Origin of the sequence: uncultured Nostoc sp. (assembly GCF_964247315.1) — a bacterium.
Lineage (GTDB): Bacteria > Cyanobacteriota > Cyanobacteriia > Cyanobacteriales > Nostocaceae > Nostoc.
The window spans coordinates 1-13,795 of the sequence record NZ_CAXTTT010000163.1 but is presented as its reverse complement, the minus strand read 5'-3'; the positions used below and the strand labels follow the sequence as shown (position 1 = coordinate 13,795).

Annotated in this window: 9 protein-coding genes and 2 pseudogenes; all 11 read left to right on the top strand. The window is 40.3% G+C overall.

Annotation, left to right across the window (positions count from 1 at the left end):
- Nucleotides 1-2,475, top strand: a 2,475-nt coding sequence (locus ACFE93_RS31265; protein WP_375479483.1) for an RNaseH domain-containing protein, incomplete at its 5' end; no start/stop codon positions are given.
- A gap of 361 nt (nt 2,476-2,836) precedes the next feature.
- A pseudogene (locus tag ACFE93_RS31260) lies at nt 2,837-2,959 on the top strand (IS5/IS1182 family transposase); the annotation flags it as partial.
- 286 nt (nt 2,960-3,245) lie between these two features.
- Nucleotides 3,246-3,587, top strand: coding sequence for a zinc ribbon domain-containing protein (locus tag ACFE93_RS31255; RefSeq protein WP_375479481.1), 342 nt, complete (start codon nt 3,246-3,248; stop codon nt 3,585-3,587).
- 97 nt (nt 3,588-3,684) lie between these two features.
- Nucleotides 3,685-3,804 (top strand): annotated as a pseudogene (locus ACFE93_RS31250) (hypothetical protein); the annotation flags it as partial.
- Complete coding sequence (locus tag ACFE93_RS31245; protein WP_375479479.1) at nt 3,805-6,093, top strand: beta strand repeat-containing protein; 2,289 nt, start codon at nt 3,805-3,807, stop codon at nt 6,091-6,093.
- Nucleotides 6,094-6,414: 321 nt separating this feature from the next.
- The gene (locus ACFE93_RS31240; RefSeq protein WP_375479477.1) at nt 6,415-7,896 is read left to right on the top strand and encodes an ABC transporter substrate-binding protein; all 1,482 of its coding nucleotides are present in this window, start codon (nt 6,415-6,417) and stop codon (nt 7,894-7,896) included.
- Nucleotides 7,897-7,908: 12 nt separating this feature from the next.
- The gene (locus ACFE93_RS31235; protein WP_375479475.1) at nt 7,909-9,354 is read left to right on the top strand and encodes an ABC transporter substrate-binding protein; all 1,446 of its coding nucleotides are present in this window, start codon (nt 7,909-7,911) and stop codon (nt 9,352-9,354) included.
- A 94-nt stretch (nt 9,355-9,448) separates the two neighbouring features.
- Nucleotides 9,449-10,702: a histidine kinase dimerization/phospho-acceptor domain-containing protein gene (locus tag ACFE93_RS31230; RefSeq protein WP_375479472.1), complete on the top strand. Its 1,254-nt coding sequence runs from the start codon at nt 9,449-9,451 to the stop codon at nt 10,700-10,702.
- Between the two features lie 56 nt (nt 10,703-10,758).
- On the top strand, nt 10,759-11,928 hold the full coding sequence (locus ACFE93_RS31225) for an ATP-binding protein (RefSeq protein WP_375479470.1): 1,170 nt from the start codon (nt 10,759-10,761) through the stop codon (nt 11,926-11,928).
- Between the two features lie 241 nt (nt 11,929-12,169).
- Nucleotides 12,170-12,982, top strand: coding sequence for a response regulator (locus ACFE93_RS31220; protein ID WP_375479468.1), 813 nt, complete (start codon nt 12,170-12,172; stop codon nt 12,980-12,982).
- A 584-nt stretch (nt 12,983-13,566) separates the two neighbouring features.
- Complete coding sequence (locus tag ACFE93_RS31215; RefSeq protein WP_375479466.1) at nt 13,567-13,788, top strand: hypothetical protein; 222 nt, start codon at nt 13,567-13,569, stop codon at nt 13,786-13,788.
- The last annotated feature ends 7 nt before the right edge of the window (nt 13,789-13,795 follow it).

Genomic DNA, 13,795 nt, shown 5'->3' with positions numbered 1-13,795 from the left:
AGTTTACCCGATTTTGTGGTTCAATTACCTGAAAATTGCTGTAATGCAGAGAAGGGATTGGGATTTCAAGCCATTCCAAGTCTTCTCGCAACCATGTTGCATGGTAAAAAGTGCATCATTCACTCAGGACAACAAGAACAAGAAATTCAATGGCGGAAAGTGCAGGGAGGCGGTTTGAGCAAGGTTGGACTCTACTTAGCCAGCAAGCCGTTTAAGGCAAATTACACGGATAATAATGGCAAGGAAAGAGAAGGTTATTTTGCTTACCGCCTAGACTTTAATGTCGAGACGCAAGCAGGACGGTTCAATAACAACAGCAACTTAGAGCCGTGGATTTTCTTACATTTGAGTTGCCAGCGATATCCTCATGAACCCTTATTGGATGGCAATTATGGACGTGACATCTCTGTTCTCATGGCTATGAACAAGGCACGTTTATCTGATTACGAGGTAGATTCGACGTTAGTACGTCTGGTCATCGAAAACAACGGCAAAGAAAAAGAGAATTTGTGGAGATTGCAACTGCCGGAACTGCTTGGGGCCTTCAAGGCACGCGCTCTAGAACAGCCAGAAAATATTCTTAACAATCCCGCGACATTGGGTAATTTAAACAACTCAACTAAGTGGGGTGATAGGGACGAATATTATCTAATTCATGTTGAGGGCTATGGGTACGAGCATGAGAAACATAAACGAGGACACAGTATCAAAACAGGATTTAGTTTTTTGGAGCGAGGCCATATCATTGCACGGGTACTGGAGCCACTCAAAGGCGTTTTGATACCAGATAATCCGATTCAATCTGATATTCCTGCACCATCTGGTAAGAAAGTACCACTAGCAATGCGCGATTACGAATTTATTTCTAGACCTCGTAAAGGACAGCAACTGTACCAACAAATTGCTACTGATGCTATTTACCGAGCATTGCAGGGTAAGCCAATGTATATCTTTCTCATTTATCGAAAACAAGACACTTGTGAAACTGTTTACCAGCAATTGCGTGATGTATTCCTTCTCAATGAAAATCAGGATTTTCCTGCACACATCACAGTTTCAAAAATTCTAATTGATAATGCCAAGCTTTTAGAAATATTTAATACAGATGGACTTAAGCCTAAAGATGGTAGCCAATTCGACAGACGGATACGTGATGAACATCAAGCGAAGCGAGACCTATGGCGTACCTTTCTCCAGCAACGTGCTATTCCTCTGATAAATTTTGAGACTGTTCCCCACTGTTTAGCGATTATCGAAATTGGACGAATCAAAACAAAGGGAATTCTCCCCCAACAAAACATTAAAGGAGCTATTCGTGAAGCTTGTGTGAAAGAGGGAATTAGTTCGCAAATGATACAGCCGGTTCAACCAAAACCTAGCGAAAAAGAAGATGATGAAGATAAATCACCAGCCTACAGCAAACAGACAAAAGGACGTGTGATGAGTGCTGTACTGGATGGAACATTACGCCAAATTGGGGCGCTATATGGGCTACCCTCTCAAGTCTACGAGCAAGCAAAGATACCGAAAGAAATTGCTCAAGACTTAGATGTAATTGCCTTTTGCCGCCGCAAAACTAGCCAATATCAAGGTGATATTCACTATGCTCTTGCGGTTCGTCTGCGTGCAACGGGTGGGGTAGATGTACTACTTCCCGATGCTAATGATTGGATTCCTTATACACAGGCAGGAATTGCTGTCGGAAAAATTTTTGCTCAAGCACGTCGCGATCGCCAAGAAAATAAAAAGCGCCTTCAAAGTAAAATCAAGTTGAGCGGCACGGAATTAGTACAGTTTGTTGCACGCACAGTAACCAAACATTTAGACCGACCAACCATTGTTCTAATTGAAGCTGAAGGGTGGCGTAACGGACGCGGCGAAGACAATGATGGCAAAATCTGGCCCCAGTTGCAAAATGAGAACCTTCTGGCAAAACGCAACGTTCTCGACTTCTGCCATGTTCCTGGTAACACTTGCGAGTATAAGCGTGACAACAAACAACTACAAAACTTATTAGCAGTAATTCGTATTCGCACTGGTAAAGAAACACCGCAGTACATTACCAATCGAGAAGCTTGGAACGAAGATTGTCCAGCACGAGATTTCCAACATCTGAGCGGTTTTTACGATAAGTCAGCACCAGAACTACTACATTACTTCTCTGTGGGAAGACTACCAAAAACACAGAAGGCGCAAGATGAAATGCCAATACCCGAACTTTATAAACTTGGGTTTCAAGAGGATAAATACGGTGCTAACATTCCATTCAAACATCAACAGATAGTGGAGATGGTGCCGTTCTTTGTACACCCAGATTTTCCAACAGAAGAAGCTTTAAAGGCACTGTGTCGAGTACCTCATTATTTAAGATGTTCACCTGCTTGGTCTATGGGAAATATCATTTTGCCATACCCAATGCATTTAGGCCAGGAAATCATAGAAGATTCCCTGTGCATACTTGGTGTAAATTTATAAATTTAACATAAGGCATAATGATAGTAACATCCGCCCCTAATATTATCTATTTTTAGAGATTTTATTAGTTGATAACAGCAAAATCATTGAAATATTTCAATTATACCTTTTGGTGATTGGACAGGGATATATATAGAAATAAATTGGTTTTGAGAGGTTAGGCGATCGCTCTATATTACCAACTCAACATGAAATGAAATAGAGTACGATCGCCACTGAGGTATTTTTGTGAACACTACCATGCGAGCAATATACTTAGAAGATGTTTAAAATTTTGAACAGTTCATCAAACTGTTGTTACATAAAGCTTTTCAGAAATTTTTTAATCGTTTTATTTGTTTGTTAAACTAGTAATTAAGTGTCTTTGAACTGGTTTAACCAGTACCGTCGTCGAAGTTCGGATTATGAGCGTCTTACAGAAATGAGTGAAGCTGCAATATATGCTGTCATGACTCGTATCATGGTGCGTTGTCTTGTGGTCTAAAGATTTACTTTATAAATGGTCTCTTATTTATCACGAAATAACAAGCATCTAGGCACTAAAATTGTTTAAGCGAATTATTTGGCTACAAGTTGACGAAAGCCAAGTCATATAGGACTCATATCTGATTTCTGAACAAGATTTCAGATAAAACCCTGATAAAACGGGCTTTTCAGTCTCAGTATGTTTTCAGAAATCAAATCGGAGTCCTATAGTAGCTGATAACCTTTGTGTTAAAGGATTAGCGTGTACCAAATTAGCTAAATCGATACACAATGCTGGTTTTGGTATGTTGCTTAATTTTCTTAGCTACAAGCTCGAAAGAGAGGGAGATGAATTTATTCAAGTTGATAGGTTCTTCCCTAGTACAAAACTTTGTTCATGCTGCGGATATAAGAATAATTTGTTGAACTTAAGCATCGGTGAGTGGATTTGTCCGAGTTGTCAAACAACACATAACAGAGATGAAAATGCCTCCTGGAATTTAAGAACAGAGGGAATTAGAATACTGTCAACAAATACTGTGGGGCACACAGAATTTCAAGCTTGTAGAGAAACAGTAAGACTCGTTGGTACTTGTGCCAAAAAGCGTGTTTCTAAGAAACAAGAATTTCCCGCCACAGCTACCTAATGGCGGTGAGAGTGTCAATTTTATTCAAGATTTACCAATATAATCCAGTTTCAGCTCCACCGTCCTCAGTGGAGATGCTGGGGATGACTACCTTGATATTAGCTATTCTGTTGGCAACAATACGGTTTCAGGCAAAGATGGCGATGATTCTTTTTACGCAGATGAAGTCCAGGGTAGAAACACTCTAAATGGAGGCGCTGGTAATGACACCTTCTATTTGTCCGCCTCAAAAACTGTTTCTTCTTCCTTAACGACTCAAAGCGTAAATGGAGAAACTGGTGAGGATTACTTGTCTGTATATTACACCAGTGCTACTAAAGGAATCACTTCGAGTTTCGATGCTGCTACTAAGACTGGCTCGATTAGGGCAGGCACAAATCAGATTAACTACAACAATATCGAACAATTAGAAATTAGAGGTACAACCTACGCTGACTTTATTGTCGGGAGCAATGGCAAGGATTTACTCTTCGGAGGCAGTAGTGGCAATGATTTAAATTATGGCAATGATACGATTTTTGGGGGTGAAGGTAACGATGACTTGAATGTTGATTATTCAACAAGCGATAACATCCTTAATGGTGGTGTTGGTAACGATCAATTCAGTGCTACCTCTTCAACAGGCGATAACATCCTCAATGGAGAAGATGGCAATGATAATCTCTCTGCGTCTAAAACGGATGGCAATAACACCCTCAACGGTGGTGCTGGTGACGATCAATTAAATGCTAACTATTCAACAGGCGATAACATCCTCAATGGAGGAGATGGCAATGATTCTCTTAGTGCCTCTGGTGACTATGACTATTCCGCCTCTTTTACCTCCGGTAATAACACTCTCGATGGTGGTGCTGGTGACGATCAATTAAATGTTAACTATTCAACGGGCAATAACATCCTCAATGGAGGAGATGGCAATGATTCTTTCTCTGCCTCTGGCTACTACGACGACAAAAAAGTCTATGGTACGTTTGGTAATAACATTTTCAATGGAGGGAATGGTAATGATTCCTTCTCTTTCGTCCTATATACTTCCCCACCTTCCTTGACGACTCAAACAGTAGATGGCGGGACAGGTAACGATTTGTTGAGCGTTTCGTATATCTATCCTAGTGGGGGAATCACAACAACATTCAATGCTGCTACTAACACTGGCTCGATTAAGGCGGGCACGGATCTGATTAATTACAAGAATATTGAAGGATTACATATCTCAGCTACAGTCTACAATGACTTGATTGTAGGGAGCAATGGCAACGATACCATCTCGCTTTACGGGATTAGTAGTGGCAATGATACTATCGATGGGGGAAAAGGTGATGATTTATTGGAAGCCAATTATTACAGTAATTCTAACGAGGGTAAAGGAATCATTTCGACATTCAATGCTGTTACCAACACTGGCTCCATTACATCAGGCACGAATCAGGTTAGCTACAAGAATATTGAACGATTAAATATCTCAGGTACAGCCTACGATGACTTGATTGTAGGGAGTAATGGCAACGATACACTCATCGGAGGCGATCGCGGCAAAGATACCATAGATGGAGGGAAAGGTAACGATTTGTTGTCCTTCTATAACTATTCTATCGGCCAGGGAATCACAACGACATTCAATGCTACTACTAACACTGGTTCGATTACAGCAGGCCCGAATCAGGTTAGCTACAAGAATATTGAACAATTAAATATCTCAGGTACAAACTACGATGATTTGATTGTGGGGAGCAATGGCAACGATACCCTCGCTGGGGGACAAGGAAATAACACGATTCTCGGCGGTGCAGGTAAGGATTACTTGAGTGCTGACTATTCAAATGGTAATAATTCGCTCTCTGGTGGTGATGATAATGATTCTCTTAACGTCTCTGGCTCCTATGACGACTACCGAGGCAATTTTTCTCTTGATGCGATCTCTGGTAAGAACACCCTCAATGGTGGCGCTGGTGACGATAACTTAGTTACTAACTATTCATCAGGCAATAACCTACTGAATGGGGGCGATGGCAATGATACTCTGACAGCCGCTGGTTCAGCCTCCTTATATTCCTCATACGGAGCTTATACTGTCTCTGGGAATAACACGCTCAATGGTGGTGCTAATGACGATCGTTTGATTGTTGACTATTCATCAGGCAATAATCTACTGGATGGAGGCGATGGTAATGATACTCTCACAGCCTCTGGTGCCTCTGGCAAAAACACCTTCAAAGGTGGTAAAGGTAATGATAACCTGTATGGAGGAGCTGGTACTGATACCTTTGTTTTCAATAGTTTCAATGAAGGCGTTGATAGCATTTATAACTTCAACGCGACTAACGAACTGATTCAGGTATCGGCTGCTGGTTTTGGTGGCGCGTTATCACCAGGTTTACTCTCAGCTAACTCTTTTACCCTTGGAACATCTGCAACAAAGCTCGATCAGCGATTTATCTATAACAACACCACAGGTACACTATATTTTGACCAAGATGGCAGTGCGGGTGGATTTGCTCAGGTATAATTTGCACAACTATCTGGTGAAGTGTCACTAAACCAAAACAACTTTCTAGTTGTTTAATCCTCTACGCTACAGTCAAATAGAAATATTCAGAATGCGAGGTGCTATATTAAGTACCTCGCATTCGATTCATTAAACCACGCGGTAGAATAATTACTCCAATTAGTGTAAATAGCAAAGCGATGTAATGTGCTTCGTTTCCCACCAAGAACAAGCAATTGCCCATTTCTTTTAAGAGCGATCGCTTGTAAATTATTGAGAGATCGACAAAAAGCCTTAAATTGAATATATCTATTCAGTTTAAATATAAGCTCTAGAAGTGTGGTGTCCAGAAAAAAAGCCAGTCAGATTATTCAAGTCTTGAAGAATCAGCAGAGAGCTAAGGAAGCTTTTAACGTAGTACCAAGATTAACCAACCGTGGCTACGCACTTATAGCATTAATCCTCTGCTTGATAATTGTTGCTTGCACTAACACATATCAATCCTCCTCTTCCCCACTTAATAAGTTATCCAGTGAAACTACAGATTTAAGGATTTGGTGGGATAAAGGTTCTAATTTAGAAGAGGATGAGGCGCTCAAGCTGCTAATTAGCAACTGGGAAAAAGCAAGTGGTAAAAAAGTCAAGCTGACTTTTTACACTAACGATGAACTATCCGAGAAAACTAACAGAGCACTTCAGGCGCACAATCAGCCTGACATTGTGATGAGTAGCAGTGCTGAGAGGGAACTGATACCACATCTGGCGTGGGATGGTAAACTTGCAGATATTTCGGATGTTCTTGAGCCGATCAAAAGTCTTTATTCTGATAGTGTACTAGAAGCTGTTCATTTTTATAACAATGTTGCTAAAAATCGTAACTATTATGCAGTCCCAATTAATCAGTTAACAATTCATATTCACTATTGGCACGATTTATTAAAGCAAGTTGGTCGGAGTCAAATAGATATCCCTAAAGATTGGGATGCTTTTTGGGAATTTTGGAAACAAGTGCAAGATGATTTACAAGCACGGCCAAAACAGAATCAAAATCCAAAAATTTATGGGTTAGGTTTTCCTTACTCCGTTGCTTCTGCGGATACTTATTACATATTTGAGCAGATTTTAGAAGCATACAATGTCCAAATTTTAGACTCTAAAGGTCAGCTTCGCCTCGATGACCCCAACGTGCGAAGCTCAATTGTTAAAAGCTTAGATTGGTATGCCAAATTTTACCAGCAAAACTACGTTCCACCGGATGCAGTCAATTGGTTAAATCCAGATAATAACCGCAGCTTGCTCAACCACGCTGTAGTGATGACACCCAACACCACTCTTTCAATTCCGGCGGCTGTGCGTCAAAACCCTGAGATTTATCGTCATCAGCTTGGCACTATACCATTTCCCAACAAACCTAATGGACAGCCTATGCGCTACTTAGTCGCGGTTAATGCCGCAATTTTGTTTGCTGAGTCTGACAACCAGAAGACAGCCAAGGAGTTTTTCAGGTATTTAGTTCAACCATCAACGATAGGAAACTACATTAAAGCTGCTGGAGGTCGGTATCTACCAGTGATGAAACCAAATTGGAAAGACCCTTTTTGGACAAACCCAGATGATCCACACATCTCAACTGCTGCTAAGACATTAATCGAAGGTTCAACACGTCCATTTGATATTGTCCAAAACCCAGCCTATAGCCGAGTTTTAAAAGATAATGTCTGGGGTAAGGCTCTCAATCAGATTGTTGTAGATAAAATTTCCCCAGAGCAAGCAACTGATGAAGCGATCGCTCGGATTAAGCAAATTTTTGACCAATGGCAGTAAGCTTTTACAAAGATGACATTTAAAAGAAAAGCTAGTCAAATTGCTAAAGGCTCTCAGAATCGGGCACAATATCACCATTATCGCAGATATGTGTTCATCGTATTGACACTCAGCTTGATAATTATTGCTTGTACTAACACCTCTCAATTAAAACAATCTTCAGTCACCCATTCGCCTACTGACAACACAGTTTTAAAGATTTGGTGGGATAAAGGTTTTACTGTCGATGAGGATGAAGCAATCCAGCAGTTGGTGAGCAACTGGGAAAAACAAACTGGTAATCAAGTCAAGCTTTCCTTCTATATCGGCGATGAGTTACCGCAGAAAGCGCGTAGGGCCATTCACGCGGGTAATCCACCCGATATCATGATGAGTTACGGCGCTGAGAGAGCATTGAATCCGCATTTGGCTTGGGAAGGTAAGCTGGCGGATGTAACTGATGTAATTGAGCCAGTCAAAAATCTTTATCCTGAATATGCCCTGCAAGCTGTTAATTATTATAATAATGCTGCAAAAAAACGAAGCTACTATGCAGTACCAATCAATCAGGCAACGGTTCATATTTTCTACTGGCGAGACTTGCTAGAGCAAATAGGTCGCAGTCAAAGGGATATCCCCAAAGATTGGGATGGTTTTTGGGAATTTTGGGAAAAAGTACAAAACCATGTGCGGGCAAAACAGCAAAAACAGGATATTTATGGGCTAGGTTTTCCTTTCTCTACTGGAGCTTCAGATACCTACATCTTTTTTGAGCATATTTTAGAAGCATACGATGTGCAAATTCTCGACTCAGAAGGTAAACTCGCGATCGATGACCCAAAGGTGAGACAAAAAATTGTCCAGGTATTAGATTGGTATACCAAATTTTACCAGCAAGGTTATGTACCACCAGATGCACTCAATTGGTTAAATCCAGATAATAATCGCAGCTTGCTCAACCGTGTGGTGATGATGACTCCTAACAACACCCTCTCAATTCCTTGCTCTGTGCGCCAAGATCCCGACACCTATCGCAATAAGCTTGGCATCTTAAAATTTCCCAACAAACCCAACGGCAAGCCAATGCGTTATTTACTCACACTTAGGCAAGCAGTTTTATTCGCTGATTCCCAGCAACAGAAAAAAGCTTTGGATTTTCTCGCATATCTCACCCAATCACAAGTGATAGGTAAGTATCTGAAAGCTGCTGGAGGTTGTAATTTACCTGTCATCAAGACACTTTGGCAAGACCCATTTTGGAAAAACCCAGCTGACCCACACATTTTAACTGCGGTCAAGACTGTAACGGAAGGTTCAACGCGGTTGTTTTATTATGTCCAAAATCCAGCATACAGCGTAGTGTTAGAGGAGAATATCTGGGGAAAAGCTCTTAAGCGAATAATTGTAGATAAAATTTCTTCAGAGCAAGCAACTGATGAAGCAATTAAGCAGATTAAACAAATTTTTGCTCAATGGTAATCAATAATTATCTATATTAACTAAAGGAATAGCCTATCTGCATGAATAAGAAAAAAGATAAATATCTTTAGAAGAAGAAACAACTTGTAAATATATGAAGTTCTGGAATCAGCACCTAACTATTAAAGTTGCCAGTTCCTTCTTATTCCTATCCTTGGTGACTGTAGGTGTAGTAGGAGGATTTGCTTTTCTCAATGCGAAGGAAGCTCTGAAGCAAGCTGCTTTTGAACGACTCAGTGCTGCTGCCAGCCTGAAAGAGGAAGAAATTACCCGTTGGTTTGAAGACCAAGAACGAGACTTTCTCCTAGTAACTCAGTTTCCAGACGTACAAAATAATTTTCAAATCCTTTTAAATTCCCAAACCGGCGACGCAAATTATCGTCAAGCTTACAAAATTCTCTCAGCTTATCTCGCAAATATGGCTAAAATTAAGCCAAGTCTTGGAGAAATTTCCATTCTTGACCGGAGCAATCGGATTATTTTATCTACTAACAAACAGCGTGAAGGTCAATATGAAATTTCAGCTAACATCACCTATATTGAACAGATTCAGCCAGGAGACTCTTTTGCCCCCATCTTCTATGCCTCACCTATTACTGGGAAGCCATCAGTTACTTTTGCAACGCCTATACGTAATGTAGCTAAGGTACGCCAAGGTGTTCTTTTTGCTGATTTGAATTTAGACAGAATAGATCAGATTGTCCGGGAACGTACAGGCTTGGGTAAGAGTGGCGAAACTTATTTAGTTGGTTCTTTAGTAACTAAAAACGCTTTTATTTCTAAAGATAAAGATAAAACACCAGATTTTTCTCAAGGAGTTAGCAGCCAAGGTATTGATGCAGCAATGAGTGGGATTAGCGGTCAAGGGCTTTATCCAAACTATGCTGGAGTGTTAGTAATTGGGGTATATCACTGGCTCAATGACCAAGACCTAGCCTTAATGGTGGAGATGAACCAGGAAGAAGCCTTTGCACCGGCTCGGCGATTAGCAGGGACGATGATGCTAGTGGGATTCTTATCAATGGGATTTCTATTGATTGGAGTGTCTTGGCTAACACGACAGTTAAAAATCTCTGGCGAACAGTTAGAGAATTACAGCTATAGATTAGAAATAAAAGCCAAAGAAGCTGAAACTGCCAACCGTGCCAAAAGCGAATTTCTCGCAAACATGAGTCACGAACTTCGTACTCCTCTTAACAGCATCCTTGGCTTTACTCAGCTACTGACCCGCGATTCTTCTATCAATGCTTCTCAGTTGGAACATTTAGAAATTATCAGTCGCAGTGGAGAACATTTACTTACCTTGATTAATGATGTATTGTCAATGTCCAAAATTGAGGCGGTTTAACGACACTGAATAACAATAGCTTTGACTTGTACACTCTACTTGATTCACTGGAAGAGATGTTTCAAATTAAAGCGGAATCCAAAGGTTTACAGTTGATGTTTGAACGTAGACTTGAAGTTCCTAGATATGTGCATACAGATGAAAGTAAATTGCGTCAAGTCTTGATTAATCTCCTTGGTAATGCTATCAAATTTACTCAAGAAGGTGGCGTTAGTTTGCGAGTTAGGAGCGAGGAAGAAAGGAAGCTACAGCAACAAGAAGGGGCACAAGCAAGAAAAAACTCTCATCCCTCATCCTTCTGGCTTTATTTTGAAGTCGAAGACACTGGGGCAGGGATTGCACCTCCTGAAATTGAAAAGTTATTTAAGCCCTTTGTTCAAACAGAAGCAGGTCGAAAATCTCAGCAAGGAACAGGTTTGGGTTTAACTATTAGCCAACAATTTGTGCATCTAATGGGGGGAAGTATTACTGTTAGCAGTACTTTGGGCCAAGGAACGATTTTTTCTTTCGATCTCCAAATTAGTCTAGCAGAAGTAGCTGAAGCTCCAATTCGACAGCTAAAACGACGAGTAATTGGTTTAGAGCCTAATCAACCAAAATACCGAATTTTAGTAGTTGAAGATAAATGGGAAAATCGCGAACTCCTAGTCAAGATGCTAGTATCCCTTGGATTCGAGGTTCGTCATGCTGAAAATGGTCAAGAAGGAGTGACTCTTTGGGAAACCTGGGAGCCGCAACTGATTTGGATGGATATGCGGATGCCTGTAATGGATGGGTATGAAGCTACTAAACAAATTAGAGCTACTTTAAAGGGTCAAGCTACTGTGATTATTGCCCTAACTGCTAGTGCTTTTGATGAGGAGCGCTTTGTGGTTTTATCGGCTGGCTGCAACGATTTTGTGCGTAAGCCGTTCCGAGAGGAAGTAATCTTGAATATGATGTCTAAATATTTAGGGGTGCGTTATGTATATGAAGAGAAACCCCTTCAAAAAGACGAATTTGCCGAAAATTCCGACCTGAAACTTTTATCATTAGAAGAGATGCTGGCTCAGATGCCCACTGAGTGGGTAGCACAGCTGCACCAAGCGGCACTGTGTACTGATGAAAAGCTGATTTTTAGCTTGCTTGAGCAAATTCCTGAAGAATCTGCTCTTTTGACAAACACTCTGTCTGATTGGGTTAATAAATTTCGCATTGATAAAGTTATTGATTTAACACAACTGTAAGAAATGATTTTTGAATCAGAATTCAGGAGTCAGAACAAGAAAGTAAGGGATTGAAGCCTGCCACTAATTAAAGACCACTAAATCTTCGTGTAGTGAATACATCAAAAGATTTGGTGGGGATCTTAAACCCATTCATTCACCAGTCAGACTCCAATTAAATTCTGTTAGCGGTAGCGGGGCGTTTAACCCATTCTGATTTCTGACTCCTAAATTCTTTTCTGATAAATTAGTTCTAATAAATATGGATAACCATCAAGTTCAGCTACCAAAAGCAAATATTCTTGTTGTTGATGATACACCCGACAATCTGCGACTTTTATCCGTTATGCTAACTCAGGTTGGCTATGAAATTCGCAGAGTCATTAACGGACAAACAGCTTTGAAAACAGCACAAGCTGCACCGCCCGATTTAATTTTGCTTGACATCATGATGCCAGAAATGAATGGCTATGAAGTTTGTCAACACTTAAAAGCCTTGGAGAAAACCCGCGACATTCCGGTGATTTTTATTAGCGCCTTGGATGAAGTTTTTGACAAAGTTAAAGCTTTTGCTGTCGGGGGAGTGGATTATATTACCAAACCTTTTAGTGAAGAAGAAGTTTTTGCCCGTGTAGAAAATAACTTGACTATCCGAAGGTTGCAAAAACAACTGACCGAGCAAAATATACTTTTGCAACAGGAAATTAGCGATCGCCAAAAAGCAGAATCAGCCCTGCGCCTCAGTCAGTTTTATCTAGATAAATTTAAGGATTCTATCTTTTTTGTAAATTCAGATGCCCAGCTAGTTTACGTGAATGAAGCCGCCTGTCGTCATCTTGGCTACTCCCGCGCCCAATTGTTGACTATGACTGTTTACGATATAAATCCAAATTTTTCGACCGTTGCTTGGCGATCGCACTGGCAAGAAGTTAGACAAAAAGGCTCTCTCATTTTTGAGTCTACTCAACGAACCCAAGATGGTCAGGACATAGCCGTGGAAATAACTGTCAATTATCTGGAGTTAAACGGACAGGAATACCATTGTGCGAGTGTCCGCGATATCACCTCCTACTAACAGCATTTCAGCAAGCTGTAGAGTATTTTGTATCAAAAGTTCTGTAAATGAATAAGTAGTCTGAGATTGCTGGAAGATACATTTAGTCAAGACTTCTAATGTAAAACTGCTAACATCGGTGGGAAAAAAGATTTTTTCTGACGTTACCGACATTCTTTATATAAGTTAATAAAACTTTGACGGCAAAATTCCTGACAAATTATGACTTTTTCATGCTGTTAAAAAGTGAGTGATTCATTTAAATTAAAGGTATGGTCAGCCCCTTCGGGGAAGTCAAAAGTCAAAGTAAACTTCAATCCAAAACCTCAAAAACGTCTAATAAGTAGAAACAGAAGGGAAAACCCCAACAGTAACAGGTTCTTCTGATTTGCATTTTACATTTAATTATGTCCTCTTACTTAGTTGATTATGTGGATTGAATTGAGTCGGTGAGTAAAAGTGTATTGCCCAATGCAACCATGCTGTTATTACCTCTAATATCTGACAGATAATGACAGCATCAAAAATCAAGCAAAGAGATGCTTGGCGACTGCATCAAGTCTGCAAAGTATACAGAAAAAAGAAACTTCAGGAAAGAAAATAAGATGCGAAAAAATAGTATAAACCAAGATTTTATCCCGCCTGAAGAAGCAATTCATCGCTGTATTCAGGTATCTGATCAAGGAAATATGGATAGCATTGCTGTTAAAACTGATGATGTAAGCAGCAACTCTTTGACTGTAGAAGATGTTACTACTGATTTAGATATTCAGAGTCATTCACCCGGATTTCTCACAAGCAGTAAAAAATCAATTTACATAACTTGATGTGAGA

Bases quoted from the DNA above. Each gene is read 5' to 3' on its own strand.
- ACFE93_RS31220 (WP_375479468.1), top strand. From the start codon at position 12,170: ATGGATAACCATCAAGTTCAGCTACCAAAAGCAAATATTCTTGTTGTT.
- ACFE93_RS31235 (WP_375479475.1), top strand. From the start codon at position 7,909: ATGACATTTAAAAGAAAAGCTAGTCAAATTGCTAAAGGCTCTCAGAAT.
- ACFE93_RS31215 (WP_375479466.1), top strand. From the start codon at position 13,567: ATGCGAAAAAATAGTATAAACCAAGATTTTATCCCGCCTGAAGAAGCA.
- ACFE93_RS31230 (WP_375479472.1), top strand. From the start codon at position 9,449: ATGAAGTTCTGGAATCAGCACCTAACTATTAAAGTTGCCAGTTCCTTC.
- ACFE93_RS31255 (WP_375479481.1), top strand. From the start codon at position 3,246: ATGTTGCTTAATTTTCTTAGCTACAAGCTCGAAAGAGAGGGAGATGAA.
- ACFE93_RS31225 (WP_375479470.1), top strand. From the start codon at position 10,759: ATGTTTCAAATTAAAGCGGAATCCAAAGGTTTACAGTTGATGTTTGAA.